Origin of the sequence: Coprococcus sp. TF11-13 (genome assembly GCF_003481085.1) — a bacterium.
Lineage (GTDB): Bacteria > Bacillota > Clostridia > Lachnospirales > Lachnospiraceae > Coprococcus > Coprococcus aceti.
Map to the genome: position 1 here is coordinate 155,033 of NZ_QUKK01000002.1, position 23,905 is coordinate 178,937.

Below are 23,905 nucleotides of genomic sequence, written 5' to 3' on the forward strand. Positions count from 1 at the left end.
TGATTGTACGGAGAATAGGAGAAAAAGATGGAAAGTAAGAATCTGGACAAGGCGATAGAGATATATTCCAAGTTAATATCAGGTGAGGAGATCTGCAAGAAGCATCCCGACAACGGCCCGCTGTACGATGAATTCTACGGCAATGCCGAGGTGTACGACATCGTCATGAATATGATGAAGAAGATGAACCTGTCACTGTACGAGTACAATGACAGCTTGTATATAACAGCCGGAGAGGGCAACAGGGTATTTGGCTATACGAATGACGACATGAAGAAGCTTCTGGGACTTCGTCTGAACAAGGAGCTCTATCTGTGTTACTTCATTATGTATATGACACTTCTCTATTTTTACAAGGATTCCTCCAGCTATCAGTTCAGGGAGTATGTGAAGTCAGAGAACATTATAGATGAGACAAGCAAATATCTTGCGGACATAACGAAGAAGCTTGATGTTCTGTCAACTGATGAGGTGGAGCAGGACAGCTTCAAGGCGATAGCGCTCCTGTGGGATGAGCTCCCGGCGGTGACGGGCAATCAGGAGGGCGACAGCGCCAGGGCGTCCAAGGCATCCCGGGCGGGTTATGTGAAGCTGGTGTTCAACTTCATGTCGGCCCAGCGGTTATTTGTGGAGAATGCGGACAGGTACTATCCGACAGACAGGATGAAAGCTTTGTCGGAGAACTATTTTGAGGAATACAGAGGACGGTTGTATCAGCTGCTTGGAGGTGAAGAAGAGGATGCCTAGTATCAACAGGATAAGGGTCAACAATGTAAAATATAACTTTGGTACACAGCAGTACGATGACTTCACCATGAGAATGTATGGCAAGAACACGCTGTATGATCTGGCAAATGGAGGAGGAAAGAGTATTCTCATGCTTCTGCTCCTTCAGAACCTGATACCGAACTGTACTCTGGATGAGAAGCAGCCTGTGGAGAAGCTTTTCCGTGCGGGCGGCGGCAACACAGTCATCCATTCGCTGATCGAGTGGAAGCTTGACGAGGCGGATATAAAGGATGGCTACAGATACATGACCACCGGATTCTGTGCCAGAAAGGCGAAGGATGCTGCGGATGCCGGGGAGGTACAGAAGGACACTGCATCCATAGAGTATTTTAATTACTGCATTTTCTACAGGGAATATAACAAGAATGACATAGTGAACCTTCCTTTGTCGGAGGGTAATGAGAGGATCACATTCAACGGTTTAAAGACATATCTCAAGGATCTCGGACACAGGGATATGAGTCTGGAGGTCAGGGTATTTGACAAGAAGGGCGAGTACCAGAGATTTATAAGCGGCTATGGTCTCCACGAGAGCCACTGGGAAATCATACGTGGAATCAACAAGACAGAGGGGCACGTAAGAACGTATTTTGAGACAAATTACAGGACCACAAGGAAGGTAGTGGAGGATCTGCTTATAGAGGAGATCATAGAGAAGGCATTTGCCATAAAGACAGGACGAAACGGTGAGGAAGACACCATGGCAGAGACTCTTCTCGACATCAAGGACAAGCTGAACGTTCTGGCACAGAGAAAGCGTGACATAGCCAACTATGACCACCAGATAGAATTGATAAATGTGCTCGAGGGCAAGGTGAACTCATGCATAGGTCTCTACGAGGACAACGACAGGATATGTAAGGGCCTGGCCGATGTGTATGCCACAGGAAGGGCGTGTACACAGGAGGGCGACACCCATATGGAGGAGCTGGCGAAGGCAAAGGCTGACGCCGGGGAGCAGATGGAACAGCAGAACAAGCGTCTGGCAAATCTCAGGGTCACCAGGGATTATCTGCGCCTTGAGGACATGAACCGCAAGATGAATGACACTGTCACGCAGATAGAGGACAATGAGAAGAAGCTTGCGGAGCTGAAAAACCAGATCGGCTACAAGGAGAGTGTAAATGACTACCTTGTATACAGGGAGAACAAGCGACAGTACGAAGAGAGCAGACTGATAGTCGACAATATAAGAAACAACATCGGATCATCCAGTGAGAAGATGGCGGTGTATGCGTACAACAGACGCATCCGTGATGAGAAGAAGCTTGCAGAGCTCATGGCGGCAAGGGAAGAGGCCCAGACCAGCTATGATCACGCACTTGAGGAGGCGGAGTACTGCAGAAAGGTCATGAGGGAGGGCGAGATCGCCCAGGCGGTGGCGGAGAATAATATCGCTGATGCCACAGCCAAGATTGATGAGATAAGTGCCCGCATAAGTGAGCTGGCTGCATCGGTCAACCTGCTCGTAGTGGGTGATGTGAAGGATATGATGAACAAGGCTCAGGAGGAGTCTGACAGGATACTTGCTGAGATGACAGAGTTGGAGATAGCCATAGCAGATGGCAGGACAAAGCTGTACGATGACAGATACAGACTGACGACTGTGCAGGCTGAGTATGATGCGCTGGAGAGAAGCTGCGAGGATGCAAGGCTTGACGCCGAGGCGTACAGGCAGTCGGGAAGCCAGCTCGACAGCATCATGGCAGTATACTCTGTGGAGAATCCACAGGATATAACAGGTGTTATAAATGACAGGATTAGGGGCACCATAACAGAGACGATCAAGCGCCAGCAGGAGATCGACAGACTGACAAAGCTTGCGAAATGCTATGAGGATGGCAGACCATTTCCGCCGTCGGAGGGTGCTGAGACTGTGATAAACTACATCTCCACCAGACATGGGCTCATGGCCATGCATGGTGCGGATTATCTGTCGGCACTCCCGGGTGATACAAAGGAGGAGCTGCTTCAGGCAAATCCATACCTGCCGTACAGTGTTGTGACAAAGGGATTTGATAGTCTGGAGGACGATATAAATCTCGGTTCGATAGACACCGGCAGCGAATGTGTAATGGTGTACGATATGGATAAGCTTTCAGACTCAGCGATAGTTCCCGCCGAGAACATGCTTATCATAGGAAGAGACAGGAAATATTTCATGTCTAAGGACTCCATAGAGGACGCCAGAAAGGCAAATGCTGATAAGATAGCAGGTCTCACGGAGGAGATCAGTCTGATAAATGAGAAGCTTGCGACTTATCAGGAGGATCTTGCATTTGTCACAAGGCTTGTGGATGCGAGATATACAGGTGCCGAGGACAGGGAGAGAGAGCTGAACCAGGCACTGCTCGATAAGAAGGATGAGCTTGAGGAGCTTAAGACATCGATCAAGGTTACAGAGACGGAGCTTAAGAATAACACCGAGAGATATGGAGACCTGCAGCAGAGTCAGCAGAAGGAATCTGACAGAAGACAGACATTTGTCATGATAGAGCAGCTGTCGGATCTTGCAAGACCGGAGGAGCAGAGACTTGCCGAGTATAAGCAGAGGAAGTCTGACCTTGTGGCAAAGCTGTCAGGACTTCAGAGCGATGTGCTGAAGTGGTCGACGACGGTTGGAGAGACTGAGGCAAAGCTTGCGGGGCTTACAAGGAATATAGAGGATATCCAGTACAAGTGGACGGAGTATTTCGAACCGTATCTGCCGAAGTCTGAGAATGCGGGAGTTGCTGAAAATACAGATGGTGCAGGCGTGGCTGCTGCGGCATGGCAGGACGGAATACCGGAGGAATACAAGGAGACTTTGGACATTTCAGATGAACGGCTTGAACAGGAATTTATGGCTATGCTGGCGGTTTCAAAGGAGCATGCGCCGGATCTTGAGGACAAGAAGAAGCTCATGGATGCGCTGAAGAAGTCAATGGACAGAATACAGAAGACCATAGAGAAGAGAGGCTTTGACATGGCGGTATTTGCCGGGGCAGGAGAGCTCTATCCGACGTCAGAGGACCATCTCAGGGAGATGGACGATGAGCTGGCAAGGCTCACGCTGATAGAGGCGTCGCTGATGCAGCAGCAGAAGGCTGACCAGAAGGCGTATAGCAAGCTTGAGGGAAGCATAGAGTATGCGATAGAGAACATCAATAGAACATACGGTGATGGCAGCTATGTGCGTGAGGAGATATCTGCAGCCGATGCAGATACAGCCATAGCCAATGGAGACGCGGTGCTTGCGGATATGAACCGCATATTCAAAGAAGCTGAGAAGGCGTACAGCGATTACTATAAGCAGTATGGTTTCATGGTGGATCTGTACAAGGACGTAAAGAGGATCATCGATACCAACGATATAGATGTCTCAGGTGGAAATGTGCTTGATGAGGACATGGATACCCTCAGACAGTTATTTGAGACAAGTCTCATGAAGTACGACAGGAGCATGAAAGCCCTTGACCGCGCAAAGAATGAGATCATGAGATTCAAGGGACAGACGGCGGATACACTAGTGGAGATGGGAGTATTCGAGATGGCCAATACGATCAGGCAGGATGTGCAGGTTCCGGATACCTACAGTCAGGCAAAGGAGCTTCTGGCAAATCTTCTTCAGATCATTGAGGTCATCAAGCTGGAGAAGGAGCGTGTTGAGAAGGGCATCGAGGATATGGTTGCCATTAAGGAGAACTTCGAGAACCAGTGTGTACAGAGATGTATGGATGTGAAGACTGAGCTTGAGAAGCTTCCAAAGCTGTCACGTATCACGGTGGGCGATGATGTGATCAAGATGGTCGATCTAACTATACCTTATGTGAAGGATGAATTTGTGAAGCAAAGGATGTCTGACTATATAGATGACATAGTGAAGGGTGCGGATGCCTACGAGGATGAACGAAAGAGGATCAAGTACATCCGTGACTGTCTGGGACTCAAGAAGCTGTTCGGTGTCATGGTCACAGATATGAATGCGATCAGACTTAACCTCTACAAGAGAGAGAGGATAAAGGAACAGAGCCGTTACCTCAGATATGAGGAGGCTGTTGGAAGTACAGGACAGTCGCAGGGTATCTACATCCAGTTCCTGGTTGCTGTCATCAACTACATTGCAGGAATGTACAGCCTGGCACCGGAGGAGTCGGTACAGTCTAAAACAATATTTATTGACAACCCGTTTGGTGCGGCGAAGGATATATACATATGGGAGCCTATATTTGCCATGCTGGCAGCCAACAATGTGCAGCTCATCGTACCTGCCCGTGGCGCGACACCGGCCATCACAGGACGCTTTGACGTGAACTATATCCTGGGACAGCAGATGGTGGGCGGAAAGCAGCAAACGGTAGTGGTGGACTACACCAGCAAGACGGATCAGGAGGAGCTGGAATATCAGGAACTTTCCTATGAACAGGCGACCTTCGACTTCATCTAGGGGGGCTGTGGAATGGCTTGACCGGTTTCATATTCCCCTGATAGGCAATATGAAACCATCAAGCCATAATTCAGGTTACGGGTTTTGCAGATATATGTTGTTGAATTACTTTAAATATTAGCTTGGGAGGAACTATAGATGGATTGGAACAGGAAACAGCTTAGAAAGGGAGCGTGGAACACGGTATTTAAGCGGGGACTTTTGGCCTGGATGGCCATGGTCGCTGTGTGTTTTGTATTCTCTTATCTTGGGGTAGATGATTCTTCACAGACAAAGTTCGTGAAGGGTATAGATCAGGTGCTCGGGCAGGAGACAGAGCATGAGGCGGACAATGTGACCATACTCAAGGAATATGTGAAGAATATGCCGATGGTTGAGCATATGTCGGAGGAAAAAGCAGAGACAGTTGCCCGGATGATAGATTCGGTGACGGTGAAGCAGACCTGGATCATCAAGCTTTTAGGCGCCAATACGGCATACGTGAAGAGAAATCCCGGTGAGGTCATAGTGATGCTTCTCATATCCGCACTTATCATGGCGGTACTGCATTTCTTCATACAGAGTGCAGCAATAGTCGGCAAATGCCGTTATGCCATGGAGTGCAGATACAGTGACAAGGTGTCCATCAACCGAATGTTTGCACCTTTCCACAGACATTATTTACTCAGACTTATGTGGGTCATGTTCTGTTACAATGTTGTTATGACACTCTGGTGGCTCACGATAATCGGTGGTGTGTACAAGTATTATCAGTATAGGATGGTTCCATATCTCCTGGCGGAGAATCCAAGACTCAAGTGGAGAGATGCGAAGAACATGTCAAGGGAGATGACGAGAGGCTATAAGTGGAAAATGTTCCTGACGGATCTGTCATGCATCCACGTGTGGATGATCAAGGCTATACCGGTTGCAGGACTTCTGGTAGCATTACCGTTCCAGATGGAGCTTGATGTGGAGATGTACTTCTGGTTCAGACAGAATATAGGTGTGGAAAATTTTGTTGAGGAAGCATTCAATGCTGCACCATATAACAAAAAGGTTATCGAGGCTGCTTATCAGTCGGCAGGAGACGCGGGAGTTGCTGAGGTATGGACCAAGCCGGTCTATATTCTCCAGGATGTCGCGGTTGAGGTTCCTGAGGGAATGAAGGTGAAGAGTGAATACGGTCTTAGGGATTTCATTTTCTTCTTCTTTGTGTTCTGTTTTATAGGATGGCTGTGGGAGGTCTTGCTCTATATAGTTATGGATCATGTTCTTGTAAACCGCGGAACCATGTATGGACCATGGCTGCCCGTGTACGGAGTCGGTGGCGTTGCTATCATATTCCTGCTTGACCGCTTCAAGGCAGATAAGGTGAAGCTGTTCGCCATGGCGATGGTGGTATGTGGAATCATAGAATTCATAGCGAGCTGGGCACTGGATTTCTTCTTTAACTCACAGTATTGGGACTACAAGAACGAGTTCCTTAATGTAAATGGAAGAATATGTCTGGTAGGGCTTCTTGCGTTTGGCATGGGAAGTCTGTTTGGAGTGTATATAGCGGCACCGAAGCTCAGTGAATTTCTGAATTCCAAGAGCAAAAAAGTGCAGAACATCATATGTATCACATTGTCGGCATTGTTTATCATAGATCTGATATGCTGCGCCATATTCGGATTTAACAAGGGCGAAGGAGTTGGCGGCACATTATAAAGAGAAGGAACCAATATGACGAAGTCATATAAAAAGGAGGAACCAATATGACGGATATACAGAATGGTAAAATGATTGATCCGGGGAAACAGTCCTGGAATATAAAGGCAGGAGTATTCAGCTCCTGTATGCTGCATATCATTGCGATGGCATGCATGCTCAGTGATCACATGTGGGCAACGTTGTTTCCGTATGTGGATATACTTACGTGCATAGGAAGAATAGCATTTCCGATATTTGCGTTCATGATAGTTGAGGGATTTTACCATACCAGTAATTTCCGCAGATATCTGTGCAGAATGCTGATATTTGCGGTGATATCTGAAATTCCATTTGATCTTGTGTCCGGAGACAGTGTCCTGTATCTGTTTCATCAGAATGTACTTTGGACATTTCTCATAGGATTACTGCTGATAGCATTGATAGACAAGGTAAGGAAAACGGGCAAGGTATGGCTGTGGATCCCGGTTGCGGTTGTTGTGACACTTGTGGGATATGTGATAGGAACGATCACCATGGTTGATTTCTATGGAGCGGGAGTTGTCATGGTTATAATGTTCTATCTGTTCCGGGGCAAGGAACCATGGAAATTGATAGCACAGCTCGTGTGTATGTATTATATCAATGCACAGCTGCTTAGTGGATATTGTTATACGTTTAGTATAGCGGGACATAGCTTTGAATTCCCGCAGCAGGCGTTTGCGCTAATCGCATTGCCGGTGATATGGCTATACAATGGAAAATTGGGATACCATAAGAAGTGGTTTAAATACTTCTGTTATGCATTTTATCCGGGACACTTGCTTGTATTGTACATAATCTGGCAGATGGTGATGTAGACATTGTATGAGCAGAGAATCGGTGGTTTTTGCAGATATTGGGGAAAAGGAGAAATAAGATGAATGCAGCTCATAAGATAGTGGTTTTGGTTGGCAGTATATTCCTTGCTGTCGGTGTTTTCGTGGGAATTATATTTGCAATTGTGGCGGAGCCTGGCAAATTCCCCCTGGCTATGCTGAGCCTTCCGGGAAGTTTCTTACTGATCGGTGGGGGAATGGACATAGTGGTGGCGATATTGGTTCACAACAAGAAGATGATAGTGAAAAAGGGCGTGAGGTATCCTGCAAAGATATATGGATACACGGAGAATACTTCTGTCAGGGTGAACAATACATATATGATGGACACAATCGTGCATTATTTTGACAGCTACCATGTTGAGCGGGAGGCTATAATACCAACGGGATTCACAAGGGGTGCCGGCATGTACCCGATAGGTCTGACGATAGATATATTTGAGTATAACGGCAAATACGGCTATGATCCGGATTCAGTAAGGGATGAGAGGCTTCCTGGTGAGGAAGAGCTCATGGACGACAAGCCGGTGGCACCGGATAAGCTGAGACTTGTGGCGGTCAGATGCCCGAATTGTGGTTCGAGTTTCCGTGCAGCGACTGGATATTCCAGCAAATGTCCTTATTGTGGAAATTACTTGAATGTGAATATGTAAGCCTGAAAAAGAGCGTGGGTGAGTCGAACCCACGCTCTTTTTTGTTTGCGTGGATTACTGTACATGACCATGTTTTAGCATGAATTGCTCATCGCCATAAATGTGCAGTGATGCGAGAGGCATGTGCTATGTGAGGAAGGCAGCTTGCTTTTATGACTATGCGCAAAACAGATGGAAAACAACCAAAAGATAAAAACAAGCTGTTATAGGAAGTGCCACTAAAACGCCGCTAAGCCACCGTATAGAATATGTCATCACAGACCATCCCGCCCTCCAAACTTGCCGGTGACAGGTGAAAATTGCCCAGTAAAGCAAGCTAAACCATCACTATTAAGTCAAAAATATTCTAATATATAACTATTAAACAACCGCTATTGTTAAAAATATCTATAAAAATTTCAATAAATCGCAAAATTTTGCTAATTAATCCAAAAATATTCTATTCTTTCAAAACCCCTGTCAAATTATAATGAATACAGTCAATGAGGCAAGACGAAAAAATAAAACACACAAAGCCAAAGGATGTGTTAAGTTTCAGAAAACTTAACATGCAGCATCAGCCCTTGCCGAAGGCAATTACAAATGGGCTGATGTTCAAAGAACAGGAGGGAACGTAATATGAGAAAAAGAAGAATTTTAGCTGTAGCAGCAGCTGCAACACTTGCATTATCAATGGTAGGATGTGGATCAGGCGGAAGCTCAAGTGGCGGAAGTTCAAGCAGCGGAGTAGCAAACAAGGACAAGCCACTTTGCTGGTTCAACCGTCAGCCATCCAACAGCTCAACAGGAGAACTTGACAAGGATGCCCTTAGCTACAACAAGGACACATATTATGTAGGATTTGATGCTAATCAGGGTGCTGAGCTTCAGGGACAGATGGTTCTTGATTACATCAAGGCAAACGCAGCAACGATCGATCGTAACGGTGATGGAGTCATCGGATATGTACTTGCAATCGGTGATATCGGACACAATGATTCAATCGCGCGTACAAGAGGTGTTCGTTCAGCACTTGGCACAGGAGTTGATGCAAGCGGAGCAGTTGATTCAACACCAGCCGGAACAAACGTAGATGGTAAGGCAACAGTAGTACAGGATGCTAAGCTTGATGTAGATGGCAAGACATATACGATCAGAGAGCTTGCATCACAGGAGATGAAGAACTCAGCAGGAGCTACATGGGATGCAGCTACAGCTGGTAATGCAATAGGAACATGGACAGCTTCATTTGGTGATCAGATCGATGTAGTTGTTTCAAATAACGATGGTATGGGAATGTCAATGTTCAATGCCTGGGCAAAGGACGCAAAGGTTCCTACATTTGGATACGATGCTAACAGCGATGCAGTTGCAGCAATTGCAGAGGGCTACGGCGGAACAATTTCACAGCATGCAGATGTTCAGGCTTACCTGACACTGAGAGTTCTCCGTAACGCACTTGATGGTGTAGATGTTGATACTGGTATCGGTACAGCAGACGAGGCTGGAAACCAGCTTGAGGAAGGTGTTGACTACAGATACAGCGCAGACGAGAGATCATACTACGCACTGAATGTGGCAGTAACAGCAGACAACTATCAGGATTTCACAGATTCAACAAAGGTTTATGACAAGGTTTCAAAGCAGCTTGACTCAAGCAAGAGCCCAAGCAAGAAGGTATGGCTTGATATCTACAACGCTTCAGATAACTTCCTGAGCTCAACATACCAGCCACTTCTTCAGAACTACGATGACCTTCTTAACCTGAATGTAGATTACATCGGTGGTGATGGACAGACAGAGTCTAACATCACAAACCGTCTTGGTAACCCAGGCGAGTATGATGCATTTGCAATCAACATGGTTAAGACAGACAATGCAGCATCATACACATCAATTCTCTCTAAGTAATATAAGTTACCTGGATGATTGATCAATAGGAAATGATTTAACTCAGAGGGGTGTCAGACTAAACATTTGATACCCTTCTTTTACTAAGAGCATGTATCAAGTTTTCTATGAAAACTTGATATGTAGCATCAGTCCTCGCCGAAGGCGACTATTAATGGGCTGATGTTCAATGAAAGGAAGTAGAGATATGGCAGAAGATAAGAATAAATACATCTTATCGATTCAAGGCATGAGCAAATCATTCGGCAGAAACAAGGTCCTTAACCATATTAATTTGAATGTTAAACCTGGTTCGATCATGGGACTTATGGGTGAGAATGGTGCCGGTAAATCGACAATGATGAAGTGTCTCTTCGGAACCTATCAGAAGGACGAAGGCACAATAATATTAGATGGAAAAGAAGTAAATTTTTCTGGCCCTAAGGATGCACTCGAGAATGGAGTTGCGATGGTTCATCAGGAATTAAATCAATGTCTTGAGAGAAGCGTTGTTGACAACCTGTTCCTTGGACGTTATCCAAAGAACTCTCTTGGAGTCATCGATGAGGGCCGTATGAAGAAGGAAGCTTCAGACTTGTTTAGAAAGCTGGGTATAACGGTCAATCTTACACAGCCGATGAAGAGAATGTCAGTTTCCCAGAGACAGATGTGTGAGATCGCAAAGGCTATCTCGTACAATTCCAAGGTAATCGTACTTGATGAGCCTACATCATCGCTGACAGCACCTGAGGTTGCAAAGCTTTTCAAGATGATGAGACAGCTCAAGGAGCAGGGAATTTCCCTGATCTACATCTCACATAAGATGGATGAGATATTCGAGATCTGTGATCAGATATCAGTTCTCCGAGACGGTAGTCTGGTCATGACAAAGGACAGCAAGGACACCAACATGAACGAGCTTATATCAGCCATGGTTGGCCGTTCACTTGATAACAGATTCCCACCGGTCGACAATACGCCGGGTGAGACGATCCTCTCAGTGCAGGGACTCTCCACAAAGTATGCACCGAAGCTCCAGAACATCACATTTGATGTGAAGAAGGGTGAGATATTCGGTCTATATGGTCTGGTTGGTGCAGGCCGTACAGAGCTCCTGGAAACAATTTTTGGTATTCGTACAAGAGCAGCAGGAAATGTAATGTATGGTGGCAAGATCATGAACTTCACCGGTCCAAAGGATGCTATGGATCACGGATTTGCCCTTATCACTGAGGAGAGAAAGGCAAATGGCCTTTTCCTCAAGGCAGATATCACCTTCAATACCACCATTGCAAATATGAACCACTACAAGAGCGGCGTGGCACTGTCACATGACAGCATGGTTCGTGCCACAGCTGAGGAGATCAAGGTCATGCACACCAAGTGTATGGGACCTGACGATATGATCGCCAACCTGTCCGGTGGTAATCAGCAGAAGGTTATCTTCGGAAAATGGCTTGAGCGTTCACCAAATGTATTCATGATGGATGATCCTACAAGAGGTATTGACGTAGGAGCCAAGTATGAAATATATGAACTTATAATCAACATGGCAAAGCAGGGCAAGACTATCATAGTTGTCTCCTCTGAGATGCCGGAGATCCTGGGTATCACAAACCGTATAGGTGTTATGTCAAATGGACACCTTGCCGGAATTGTAAATACCAAGGAGACTAATCAGGAAGAATTGTTAAGACTTAGTGCTAAATATTTGTAATAGAGAGGAGCATGGATATGGCAGATAAAAATATGATCCTTTCGGCTGATGCAGAGGAAAAACTCCTTAAGCCGATTGATGAATATGTTGGAAAGATACAGGCTCAGATCGATGAACTTCGAGTTGATGGATCTGACAAGGTTCGTAGTTTGAAGAACCATATAGCTATCGCAAAGGAAGATAAGAATTTATCAAAGGATGAAAAGGATAGCATAATCGCAAAGGATAAGGCAGCCCTGGAGAAGGCAAAGGCAGTTGAGGCAGCCAACAAAGATAAGGTTGCAAAGCTCATCGCCGATGCAGAGGGATACCTTAAGGAGCACTATGACAGCGAGTACTACAGCAAGGTAGTGGCAAGCTGCGAGGCTGAGAAGGCAGCAGAAAATGAGTCCTATGAGAGAGTAAAGGCAACACTCAAGACAGAGCATGAGCAGACACTTGCAAAGCTCTCTGATTCGGAAGAGATCAAGGACGAGAAATATGTATACAAGAACAAGCTCTTTGATGCACAGATGACACATGAGTCAAGACTTCAGGAGATCAAGGACAGAAAGCATGATGCATTTTCACACAAGTATCATCTGATAGATCTTCTTAGAATGTCCAAGTACACATTCATGCAGAGCAGAGCACAGAAATTTGAGAATTACAAGTACACATTCAATACAACACAGTTCCTTTACAAGAATGGTCTGTATATAGTAATCGTGTTGATATTCATTGCACTTTGTATCATCACTCCGATTGTGAAGAACACACAGCTCCTCACAGTTACCAATATACTGAATATACTTCAGCAGGCATCACCTAGAATGTTCCTGGCACTCGGTGTTGCGGGACTTATCCTCCTGACTGGTACCGATCTTTCGATTGGACGTATGGTTGGTATGGGTATGGTTACAGCTACCATTATCATGCACAACGGTGCAAATACAGGTGGTGTGTTCGGACACATATTTGATTTCTCAAGTATGCCAGTTGTAGGAAAAGCATTATTTGCACTTGTTGCATGTATTATCCTCACAACAGTATTCTCAAGTATTGCAGGTTTCTTCATGGCGAAGTACAAGATGCATCCGTTCATCTCAACAATGGCGAACATGCTGATAATCTTCGGACTTGTAACATATGCGACAAAGGGTGTTTCATTTGGTGCTATTGATTCAGCAATACCAAATATGTTCATCCCAACAATAGGAAACTTCCCAACTATTATCATTTGGGCAATAGTTGCTGTAGTTGTAGTATGGTTCATCTGGAACAAGACTACATTTGGTAAGAATCTGTACGCTGTAGGTGGAAACCCAGAGGCAGCAGCAGTTTCAGGTATATCAGTTTTCAAGGTAACACTTGGCGCATTCATCCTTGCCGGTATCCTTTACGGATTCGGATCATGGCTTGAGTGTAACAGAATGGTTGGTTCAGGTAGTGCAGCTTATGGACAGGGCTGGGATATGGACGCCATAGCAGCCTGCGTTGTTGGTGGTGTTTCATTCACAGGTGGTATCGGTAAGATCTCCGGTGTTGTAACTGGTGTTCTTATCTTCACATCACTTACCTACTCACTTACTATTCTTGGTATTGATACAAACCTTCAGTTCATATTCGAAGGTATCATCATCCTTGCCGCTGTAACTCTTGACTGTCTCAAGTATGTACAGAAGAAGTAAGGAACAACAAATTTAACTCTCACAAAACCTTTATATAAAAAGCCGCTCGGATCGTCTACAGGATGGATTGAGCGGCTTTTTTCATAAGGAGGGGCCCGCATAAGCGGGAGGATTCCTTGTGAAGTGCACGAAGTGCACGCATGACGCAAGGCATGTGGATTGGCGGACGCCTTCTGTGCATCTATGCCACTTTTTTATGCATGCCACCTAATCACGCAGCCGCTTCCTTCGCTCCAATGATTTTATCTGCATGCGGCGCCGCGCGCGATAAGGGCGTTTGCGCGCTCTGCCTTAGCAAAAATCATTGAAGCTCAGTCACGTCTAGCTATCGATTAGGTGGTATGCATAAAAGTGGCAGGCGCATGCAAGGAAGGCTGGCCTGTGGAGATATTTATATATTGTGAATTTCTGGACGAGTGTTCCCCTTCCCTCACTTCAGCTTGCTTTTATCTGCACACTGCTTTGACCGCGATAAGGGCAATGCGGTCTCCGCAGTGGCAAAGAGCGCTGAAGCTCAGTCGTGTTCACTATCGATGTCGCAGTATATAAATGCAGCCATGCATGCAGCCGGAAACAAGCTGGATCCTCAGCTGGAAACAGGCAAGGCTTCGAGTCACGGACAGGTGAGGAAAATTCCTTGACGGTATAGATGAAGAAATAATGAAATAATAATAAAAGTACAGATATTCTCTGCGGTATTTGATATAATTACATTGCTGGAAAAGACCGGTGAACCGGGTGGCATTTGATATATAGAAAGGATTTCTGTTAGATGGATAAATACAAGGTTATCCTTGTCGATGACGAGGAAGAGGTTATAGATGTTATAGAGAGAAAGATCCACTGGGATATGCTCGGATTTGATGTTGTGGGAAGCGCTAACAACGGTGTTAAGGCTCTTGAACTGGTGGAGAAGCTGCAGCCGGATGTGGTCATAACGGACATCAAGATGCCATATATGGACGGTCTTGAACTGTCCAGACGCCTCAACAATGATTATCAGAATATACACATCATCATATTCACAGGGTTTGATGAGTTTGAGTATGCCAAGGAGGCGGTGCACCTTGAGATAGAGGAGTACATGCTCAAGCCTATAAATGCCTTAGAACTCTCGGATTGTCTGAAGAGGGTCAAGAACTCTCTGGACAAGGAGAGGGAGGAAAAGCTGAATGTAGAGAAGCTTGCAAATTATTTCAATGCATCTCTGCCTGTTCTTCAGACAAATCTGTTTGTATCACTGATAGAGGGCAGAGTGAGCGAGTCGGATTATGAGAAATTCCTTGCAGCATACCAGATCGATATGAAGGGACCGCTTTATTGCTGCGCGGTTTTTCATACATCGGAGCATCACGTTCCAGATGGAATGAACCCGCTTCTGTTGTCAATGTCGGTGGAACAGCAGATCAAGGACAGAATTGCTGATACATGGAAATGCAAGGTATTTACATACTTGGGCAACACAGTGCTCATCATCGAGATAGCCTCAGAGGATGCCATGGCAGAGCTGACGGATGCCTGCGACAGATTCTGCAGATGGGCTTACCGAGTCATGGGGGCAGTGGTGACTGCCGGTATTGGCAGAGTGTGCGACAGTCTTCTGAATATCAACAATTCATATGAGGGTGCCAGGGAAGCTGTATCATATAGGGTTTTATACGGAACCCAGAGGGCTATAAACATTGCTGAGATCGCACCGAAGGAGCAGAAGGCAGCAGTACAGTATGAAGATGCAAATATGCATGAGCTTATCAAGTCAATATATCTTGGCAAAAGAGATGCCATTGAGGGCGCAGTACATGATGAGATAGAGAAGCTGCACAGATCTGCACAGACCATGAACAGGTATAAGCTGACGCTCATGGAGATGGTAGGAACATTCTACAGATTCTGTGCAAATAATTTTATAGATTTTGATAATTTTTCAGGTGGGATCAGCAACCCATACGAGAAGGTTCCTGAGATGGATGAAGTTACCCTCACAGCATGGCTCATAGACACATCGATGGCGATCGGCGAGGAATTGAAAAATGCCAGAAATAACACGTCCAGAAGAATGGTAACGGATGCCCAGAATATGGTAGTTGACAGGTATATGGAGCCCGATCTGTCGCTGGATACGGTGTGCTCAGAGCTTGGTGTGTCCAATTCGTATTTTTCATCGGTGTTCAAGAAGGAGACGGGCAAGGCATTTATCTCGTATCTGACGGATTACAGGATGGATCACGCAGCCAATCTCATACTTGAGACAAATGAGAAGAGCTATAAGATAGCAGAGCAGGTGGGATATCAGGATGCAAATTATTTCAGCTATGTGTTCAAGAAGAGATTTGGAATGTCGCCATCAAAGTACAGAACTGAACATGCGGGGAATAAGTAGAGCAGAGAAAGTATAAGGGGAGTAGAATTGTTTTGAAGATTAGAGAGAAAAAGGATGCTCAGGGCAAAAAGCAGAAAAATAAATATTCTCTGCGCGCGAGGCTGCGAGGCTGGTTTCATCATGGCAGATTTATAGGATTTGACATACAGTCAATAATCATGGCGGTGCTCACAGGACTGACGATAACCACAACTGTGGTTATGGGGTTTCTTATTTACAATAGATTCAAGCTTGCGATAAAGCAGACTGCAGTGTCAAATGCAGAAAGCATGATAGAGAGTACTGTGGATAAAGTGGATACAGACCTGGCAGGCATCAGACAGATATCTAATGGAGTGAATTATAATATCATCCAGGAATATGACATCTCCAGTCAGGAGTTCAGCAGACAGTTCAGTCTTTTATATGAGGTGAATGCTGACAAAGTGCAGAGTATGGCGTTGTACGACAATTCCGGGAAGCTTGTTGCTGCGGAGCCGGTTGCAGTGCAGAAGGATAAGGTTAATGTGGAGGAACAGGAATGGTACAAGAATGCATCTGAAGATATAGAGAATATGCACTTCTCTACACCTCATATACAAGATCTGTTTCAAGATGGCGCCAACAGGTATTATTGGGTCATATCCCTCAGCCGTTCTGTTGATATCAATGATGGAGATAAGCCGGTAAACGGCGTGCTTCTGATAGATATGAAGTATTCCGTGATCGAGGAGGCTCTTTCAAGGATCAATGATTCTTCAAGTGAGACTTATTATTATCTGTGCAATCGTGACGGAGATATCATATACCATCCGCGAAGAGCAGAGATAGACAGAGGCTTTTTCACAGAGGAAAGTACAGAGGCAGCGGTATATGACGACGGTACATATGAGATCAAGATGACGGGTGGCACAGAAAATGTTGTTGTCAGCAGCATAGCCTACACTGGATGGAAGATCATAGGAGTTGTCCCGGAAAGTGTTCAGACTGCCAGTATCAATCAGTACAGATATTACATCATAACTACGGTTGTGATATTGCTTATGATGCTCTTGTGGGTGAACAGGATCATAACAAAGAAAATCTCAAAGCCTATACTTAAGCTGAATGAATCAGTAAAGTCATATGAGACAGGTGGAACCACGGATATATATATTGGAGGATCTTCCGAGATAAGACATCTGGGATATTCGGTCAAGAAATCCTATGAGCAGATAGAGATTCTGATGCAGGAGATAATCAGACAGCAGAATGAGCGGAGAAAGAGTGAGATGGATGCGCTCCAGAGTCAGATCAATCCGCATTTCCTGTATAATACACTGGAGTCCATAACATGGATGGTGGAGGCGAACAGAAATACAGATGCAGTATTTATGATATCTGAGCTTGCAAAGCTGCTGAGGATAAGTCTGTCAAAGGGCAGAACTGTCATAAGGATAGCGGACGAGATCCAGCACAGCACGAGTTACATGAACATACAGAAGGTAAGATATAAAGAAAGATTTGCTACAGAATTTATCATAGACGAAGAGATAAATGACTATTGTACAGTTAAACTTATCGTGCAGCCAATCCTGGAAAATGCAATATACTACGGTGTGGGCAACATGGATGAGGACGATGGTGGCAAGATAACTGTCCGTGGCGAGAAGAAGGGCGATGACATCTACATTTCAGTTGAGGATAATGGCATGGGTATGTCGGAGGATGTTGCCCGGAACATCCTTGTGGACAACAATAAGGTGCCAAAGCATGGCTCCGGAGTGGGTGTTATCAATGTTCACTCCAGGATAAAGCTGATGTTTGGCAGCGAATATGGATTAAAGGTGTACAGTGAGCCGGACGAGGGAACAAAGGTTGTCATTCACATTCCAGCCATTCCTTACACGGAGGAGAACAGAGAGAGACTTGAGAGGCAGGATTTTGGAAGGGGGATGGTGACAGATGAAGAAGAGTAAGATAACCTTTTTGATCGCGGAGCTGTTTCTGGTGGTTATAGCCGGATTCTTTATACATCAGATATTCCGGGAAAATATACCTCAGAAAAGAGTAGCGGTCATACTTTCAAATTCCGGTGATAAGAGGTGGGATGGACTTATAAATGGACTTAAACAATCAGCAAATGTCAATGATATCCATCTTATCATATGCAACACTGATGATATCGAGTCAGCCCAGGATGAGAAGGAGCTCATAGATGAACAGCTTGAAAATGATGTAGATGCATTCATAATTTGTCCGGCACCGGGCGAGGATACATCGGATATGCTGAGGCAGCTTGGCGATGTACCATTTGTACTTATAACCCAGGATGCATACAGTGAAGATGGCGCCTCGGGATTTGTCACGATAAAACCTGATAACTACAAGATAGGATATACCCTTGGAGAACAGATCAGGGCAAATGATGCGGACGGACTCCGTGGCAAAAGCATAGGCATTATAACCGGATATTCCCAGACAGAGGGAAGTGTGAGCGGAAAAGCAGGACTTATGGATGCGATAGAAGGAACCGGATGCGAGGTGAGCTGGGTGTACAGCCGATGTGGCAATCAGAACATATGTGACATTGTGGATATTCTGGGAAAGGTGGACTACATGGTTGTGATGGACACATATGCGATCGATGAGATAGGAGAGAATGCGGATAACGGTATGTACAATGGCGCCCAGATATATGGAATGGGGACCAGCGTAAAATCTGTGGCGCTGCTTGATGCGGGCAAGATAAAGTGCCTTGTTATTCCGGATGGATACGGTGTTGGCTATGCCAGTGTGACAGAGGTAGTAAAGGGTCTGAACAGCAGATTGTATACGATGAAGAGTCGGGAGGAGGGCATAAAGATAATATACAGTGACGATTTGTTCTCCGATGATGTAGAGAGGTTTTTATATTCATATGAGTAGACAGAAACGAAGAAAAATATATGTGCTTTTGCTGGCAGCTGCGATGATAGTCTCGCTTATGGGCTGCGGCAGCAGCAATAAAAAATCAAACAAAACCATGAGAGTCGGGGTGGTCACTTATACAGCAGATGATCCATTCATAAATGCCATGATTGAAAAGGTGAAATCTCAGCTTAAGACTATGGAGACCACAAACATGAATGTGATAGTATCGGTGAGAAGTGGTGATAATGATCAGCGTGAGCAGGATGAGATAGTTGATGAGATGATAGATGCAGGCTGCGATGTGCTGTGTGTAAATCTTGTAGACAGAACCGCACCGGCAAATATTATCAAGTCAGCAAGGCAGAGTGATATACCAGTGATCTTTTTCAACAGAGAGCCGGTGCGTGATGACCTGATGCAGTGGGAAAAGCTCTACTATGTTGGCTGTGACGCAAAAGAATCCGGTGATATGCAGGGTGAGATTGCGGCAAATTATATAAAGAAGCACAGCGAAGTGGATCGCAACGGTGATGGTAAGATACAGTATGTTCTTCTGGAGGGGGAGGCCGGACATCAGGATGCCATAAGCAGAACCGACTGTTCGGTGAAGACCATCATGGATAAGGGAGTGGATCTTGAGAAGCTCAGTTATCAGTTTGCAGACTGGAACAGAGGTCAGGCGGAGAACAGAATGACTCAGCTTATAAGTCAGTATGGCAGTCAGATAGAGCTTGTCATATCCAACAATGATGAGATGGCACTGGGCGCAGTTGAGGCGTACGATAACTCAAGTATAAGCCGGGACAAATGGCCTGTGATCTTTGGAATAGACGGACTTGATGATGCTCTCCAGGCGATAAAGCAGGGAAACATGCAGGGAACAGTTTATAATGACAAGGAGGCCCAGGCGGGAGAGATAGCGCGGTTGGCAGTTGATCTCTTCAAGGGAAACAGCATTGATGGTCATAATCTTGAAGAGGGCAAATATTACGTGTCGCCTTACTGGAAGGTCGATGTTGACAGCGTGGATGATTTCCTGCACAGATAAGGGTAGCCGACAGATAAGTGAATAAAAAATCGTGAATTAAAAGCATATATAATTGGAGAAGATCTGTCTGGAAAAATTATAGAGAACTAATGTAGAGATACAGATCTAATTATATATTCGGGAAGGATGCATATGGAAAATAGCTGGATAGAAGAATTTTACAAAGAGACGGATGCAGATAAGAGACTTGAACTGCTGGAAAATAACAGCACGGATATGGATGGTGACAGCGCCGGTTCGTCTACTGCCTTCCGTCAGAGATTGTGGACAGCGAGATATGGCAAGAGAAAGCCGAAGAATGATGCATTTGTGGGCTGCCTTATGGAGCTCAAATACATATCGGAGGGCGGTTCTGTTGACATCGGAGGTCAGAAAAAGAAACAGGCTGTGGAGATCATAAGCAAGCTCTGCCTGTTCGACGCAGACAGGAGAAGTGCCGAGGAACAGGAGATACTGCTTTATGAGCTCAAGAATGCGTTTCTCAAGTTCATCGAGGTGAGCAGAGGCGGCAGAGGTTTCACATCCATAGCATTTGGCATGGGGCAGCTCTCGGATGAGGGCGTGGCGAAGAAGATCGCAGATCAGATAAGCTCCATCGCATTTGACGCGCCGCATATGCTGCACATGGACAAGGAATTTGCCATACTTCAGAGCGCAGCACTGGCGGCATTCAGGCAGGAGTATCCGAACAGGGAGCATTTTTTAAGGAAATGATAGTATAGACGGAATGACTATGTGTGAACAGATCAAAAGACCATCATGTATTTAGTGTTAAAATGCATGATGGTCTTATCTATTGTACCTGTTTTGGCGTTATCTCATGAATGTATGGATTCGAAGATAGAATAAGTATCATCAGAATCCTTGTTGTTCATAAATATCACTTCATCCCTTGTCTTTATCATGATGATGGGATAACTGTCTGCGTATACATACAGCTCACATTTGCCGTAGGTGCTGCTCTTGAAATGGCCGATCAGGTATTCATCGGTGGCACCTCCGTTTGTGCGAACAAAATCATCGTCTGGCAGTTCATCCAGAAGCTGAACCTCCTCGATGTCATCAAAATATATCTCCGATGAGTATATGGCAGCAGACACTGTGAGTTTGTTGGAGTCAAGATGAGTGTCAATATGCACGTTTATGAATGGCACAAGCACGCCTATCGTCCAGACAATGCAGGCGGTGATAAGGATATATGTAAGTCCTGTAAAAATCTTTGCGCTCCTGGTGGCATAGTTAAATGTATAATTTCCACTTTGCAATCTGTTCTGAACCAGCACATGCGGGTCGGAAGGATTGTAGTAATATCCGGTTTTCCAGTATTCGTCGTCATCCACGTAGAGAGGCTGGGTGTCGGCGGCCAAGAGTTCACGTTTTCTGCTTTGTGCCATGAGGAGAGGTGCAAACAATCCGATGGCAGCAAGAGTCTGGACAAATATATAGACATAGAGTGCGGAGCTGCACAGCGAGACATCTACAAGCGCACCCTTGAAATTTAGGATATCAGAAAGCGAAATTTGCCGGGACTTACTGGCTGATGATATGCAATGAATCAGGGTGTCAATAGTGATATATACCCATGCGACAGCATTTGTTGCCGAAAGAATCAGCATTGCTAGTCCCTTGTATATCTTCATGGTTCTGTTGACGGTCTGGTTGAGCTGGGTATCCGAGCTGTACACAGTTCGCTCGTGCCGGTTTACATATATGTGGAATATCATGGATGTAAGTGACATCAGGACGGAGCAGAGTCCCATTATTATCATTGTGGTTGATATGACCGCACTTTTCCCTATCACAAATGGCACTAGGCAAATGAGCTCTACAAGGATTATTATTCCATGATAATTGAAACTGATCTCACTTTTGCCGATCTGGGTTGACACATTTGTATCAATGTAACGTTTTCTTCTTTGATCAGGGACCACCCAATCATTTTTCATCTTTAGGGCATACATTTTCCTGTGCGCGGAGTTGTTTGCATATGTTATAAGGAAACAGAATGCGATCATCCAGACAGTGTATGCCAGAATGAATATAATGATCTCCCAGAATACGACAAAGCACAGGGCTGTTCCAAGGATGAGATTTATCCAGATAATCCGGTTCATCTTACGTCTGGCAGCAGCAACAATATTCAGGACGGTTTCGTCTTCAATGTGTTCCTTTGGAATGTGGACACCCAGGAGCATTCCTTCGGTATACGAATAATTACTTGTATATACGAACTTCATTATGAGCAGTATGAAGAAGTTCATAAACAGGAATATGATAAATAATGCTATGCTCATATGTTGCTCCTTTCTGTTATTTTAGTGGATATTTGGATTGGAGAAGACTTCATTTTGGAATATACTTCATCGCATAACTTGAGAAAATCTTCCCGGTTCATCCCGGTTATGCTTGCCTCGGCAGACAGAAGTTCCAACTCTGACTCCAGCTTGTCACGGAACTCGGCGTCCATATTGATATTTTCTGATACAAATGCTCCAAGCCTTCTGTCAGTTCTGATATATCCCTCGTTTTTGAGTATCTGGTATGTCTTATTCACAGTCATTGTGTTCACGCCGGCATCCGCCGCAAGCTGTCTTACAGTGGGAAGCTTTTCACCTGACTGTATCTCGCCTTTGCCGATTCCCTTTACTATCTGATTGCGCAGCTGTACGTATATGGGTGTGTCACTGCTCATGTCAAGCTCTATGATCATGTGGTGTCCCTCCTTTTTGTATTATCTGTATTATAATATATAATACAGATTCCGCGATAAGTCAACTATGAGAAATCGCCGTATAAATAAAAATCATCCGTGAGTAAGTTGATTACCCACAGATGATCATTATATAATTCATTATATCCAAAAGTTCTTCCGGTGACAATTCATTTGAGTGTATTGACGCAGGACGAAAGATTTGAACAGGCGCAGGCTAACGGAAATAAAGGAGGTTTAAAAAATATGTGTGAAGTACTTGATAGGGCGGAAGCCAGAGGAGAAGAAAGAGGAATATCTATAGGCGAGGCGCGAGGAGAATTAAAGGGTGCAGTGAGGGCATATTTGGATGTGAAGGTTCCTATAGAAGAGATAGCGAAGAAACTGAACATATCAGTGGAGGAAGTCCAGAAGATAGCCGACACATTATAGGAGATGAACATATATGCAGTTACACACACTTATATCTTCGGAAAATGGTCCGATCATCCTCTGGGTCATGTACCCACACAGGGGAGATGAACTGGAGCACACAGCGGATTCTATCAGAGAACTGGTGGGAGAAGAACATTTTACACTTGTTGCGATACAGATAGATGACTGGAACAGGGATCTCTCACCGTGGAGATCGGATGAGGTCGATGGATCATTTGCCGGAGAGGCGGGACGGACACTGGATTATATAGAACAGCAGGTCGTACCGCAGTTGGATATTCAAAGCCAGGCGAACAGACCTCTTTATATCATGGGATATTCGCTTGCTGGGCTTTTTGCACTTTGGGCAATGTATCAGACGGATATATTTGCCGGGTGTGCCACATGTTCAGGTTCAATGTGGTATCCGGGATTCACTGAATATGTAAACAGCCAGCCAACACTTGCGAATAAACGTATATACATCAGTCTCGGCGGCAAGGAATCGCGGACATCCGACAGGCTGATGTCAACTGTTGCGGATCGGACAAAGGAGATTTGCGACCTGCTGAAGAAGGACAACGATGTGATATATGAGATAAATCCAGGTGGGCATTTTGCCGATTCCGGGAAGAGGCTGGCGAAGGCTGTGAAGTGGATAGGGAAAGCAAGAGAATAACCAAAAGCACAGGAGAGCACATATATACAATCGTTCACTGGCAGAACGATACGAGGCATAACATATACCGGATAGATATATATTTTTATCGGAATAGATGATAATATATGGGGCAGACATATGGAGTAGA

General features: G+C 45.1%; 17 protein-coding genes. 15 read left to right on the forward strand and 2 right to left on the reverse strand.

What is annotated here, in order from left to right:
- Window positions 1-27: 27 nt before the first annotated feature.
- From DXD11_RS05335 to DXD11_RS05395, 13 genes are all read left to right on the forward strand, one after another.
- The gene (locus DXD11_RS05335) at window positions 28-747 is read left to right on the forward strand and encodes a DUF6063 family protein (protein ID WP_004852816.1); all 720 of its coding nucleotides are present in this window, start codon (window positions 28-30) and stop codon (window positions 745-747) included.
- Window positions 689-5,215 carry a hypothetical protein gene (locus tag DXD11_RS05340; RefSeq protein WP_243105813.1) on the forward strand — a complete coding sequence of 1,509 codons (4,527 nt, stop codon included), beginning with the start codon at window positions 689-691 and terminating at the stop codon, window positions 5,213-5,215. The genes DXD11_RS05335 and DXD11_RS05340 overlap by 59 nt, the downstream gene beginning before the upstream one ends.
- A 138-nt stretch (window positions 5,216-5,353) precedes the next feature.
- Window positions 5,354-6,907 carry a DUF975 family protein gene (locus tag DXD11_RS05345; RefSeq protein WP_118757919.1) on the forward strand — a complete coding sequence of 518 codons (1,554 nt, stop codon included), beginning with the start codon at window positions 5,354-5,356 and terminating at the stop codon, window positions 6,905-6,907.
- A gap of 47 nt (window positions 6,908-6,954) precedes the next feature.
- Window positions 6,955-7,746 (forward strand): TraX family protein, encoded by a 792-nt coding sequence (locus DXD11_RS05350; protein ID WP_118757920.1) that lies wholly within the window; start codon window positions 6,955-6,957, stop codon window positions 7,744-7,746.
- A gap of 59 nt (window positions 7,747-7,805) precedes the next feature.
- Entirely contained in the window at window positions 7,806-8,417 is a 612-nt protein-coding gene (locus DXD11_RS05355) for a zinc-ribbon domain-containing protein (protein ID WP_015534396.1), read from the forward strand.
- Between the two features lie 618 nt (window positions 8,418-9,035).
- Window positions 9,036-10,307, forward strand: a complete 1,272-nt coding sequence (locus tag DXD11_RS05360; RefSeq protein WP_117549883.1) for a substrate-binding domain-containing protein — start codon at window positions 9,036-9,038, stop codon at window positions 10,305-10,307.
- 187 nt (window positions 10,308-10,494) lie between these two features.
- Window positions 10,495-12,003 carry a sugar ABC transporter ATP-binding protein gene (locus tag DXD11_RS05365; RefSeq protein WP_015534393.1) on the forward strand — a complete coding sequence of 503 codons (1,509 nt, stop codon included), beginning with the start codon at window positions 10,495-10,497 and terminating at the stop codon, window positions 12,001-12,003.
- Between the two features lie 17 nt (window positions 12,004-12,020).
- Window positions 12,021-13,673 (forward strand): ABC transporter permease subunit, encoded by a 1,653-nt coding sequence (locus DXD11_RS05370; RefSeq protein ID WP_117549881.1) that lies wholly within the window; start codon window positions 12,021-12,023, stop codon window positions 13,671-13,673.
- A gap of 772 nt (window positions 13,674-14,445) precedes the next feature.
- A complete protein-coding gene (locus DXD11_RS05375; protein ID WP_118757921.1) occupies window positions 14,446-16,053 on the forward strand; it encodes a response regulator in 1,608 nt (535 codons plus the stop codon).
- 32 nt (window positions 16,054-16,085) lie between these two features.
- Window positions 16,086-17,990: a cache domain-containing sensor histidine kinase gene (locus tag DXD11_RS05380; RefSeq protein ID WP_118757922.1), complete on the forward strand. Its 1,905-nt coding sequence runs from the start codon at window positions 16,086-16,088 to the stop codon at window positions 17,988-17,990.
- On the forward strand, window positions 17,977-18,939 hold the full coding sequence (locus DXD11_RS05385; RefSeq protein ID WP_118757923.1) for a substrate-binding domain-containing protein: 963 nt from the start codon (window positions 17,977-17,979) through the stop codon (window positions 18,937-18,939). The genes DXD11_RS05380 and DXD11_RS05385 overlap by 14 nt, the downstream gene beginning before the upstream one ends.
- Window positions 18,932-19,972, forward strand: coding sequence for a galactose ABC transporter substrate-binding protein (locus DXD11_RS05390; RefSeq protein WP_118017065.1), 1,041 nt, complete (start codon window positions 18,932-18,934; stop codon window positions 19,970-19,972). The genes DXD11_RS05385 and DXD11_RS05390 overlap by 8 nt, the downstream gene beginning before the upstream one ends.
- A gap of 132 nt (window positions 19,973-20,104) precedes the next feature.
- Window positions 20,105-20,686: a DUF6553 family protein gene (locus tag DXD11_RS05395; protein ID WP_118757924.1), complete on the forward strand. Its 582-nt coding sequence runs from the start codon at window positions 20,105-20,107 to the stop codon at window positions 20,684-20,686.
- A gap of 104 nt (window positions 20,687-20,790) precedes the next feature.
- On the opposite strand, the gene DXD11_RS05400 is transcribed toward DXD11_RS05395, so the two are convergent.
- Both DXD11_RS05400 and DXD11_RS05405 read right to left on the reverse strand, forming a co-directional pair.
- Window positions 20,791-22,266, reverse strand: coding sequence for a PH domain-containing protein (locus tag DXD11_RS05400; protein WP_118757925.1), 1,476 nt, complete (start codon window positions 22,264-22,266; stop codon window positions 20,791-20,793).
- Window positions 22,263-22,682 (reverse strand): GntR family transcriptional regulator, encoded by a 420-nt coding sequence (locus tag DXD11_RS05405; RefSeq protein ID WP_118757926.1) that lies wholly within the window; start codon window positions 22,680-22,682, stop codon window positions 22,263-22,265. Before DXD11_RS05405 ends, DXD11_RS05400 begins: the two co-directional genes overlap by 4 nt.
- 246 nt (window positions 22,683-22,928) lie before the next feature.
- Between DXD11_RS05405 and DXD11_RS05410 the strand changes: the two genes are divergently transcribed.
- Both DXD11_RS05410 and DXD11_RS05415 read left to right on the forward strand, forming a co-directional pair.
- On the forward strand, window positions 22,929-23,114 hold the full coding sequence (locus DXD11_RS05410) for a hypothetical protein (protein ID WP_055146045.1): 186 nt from the start codon (window positions 22,929-22,931) through the stop codon (window positions 23,112-23,114).
- A 13-nt stretch (window positions 23,115-23,127) separates the two neighbouring features.
- Window positions 23,128-23,775, forward strand: coding sequence for an alpha/beta hydrolase-fold protein (locus DXD11_RS05415; RefSeq protein WP_118757927.1), 648 nt, complete (start codon window positions 23,128-23,130; stop codon window positions 23,773-23,775).
- Window positions 23,776-23,905 lie beyond the last annotated feature (130 nt).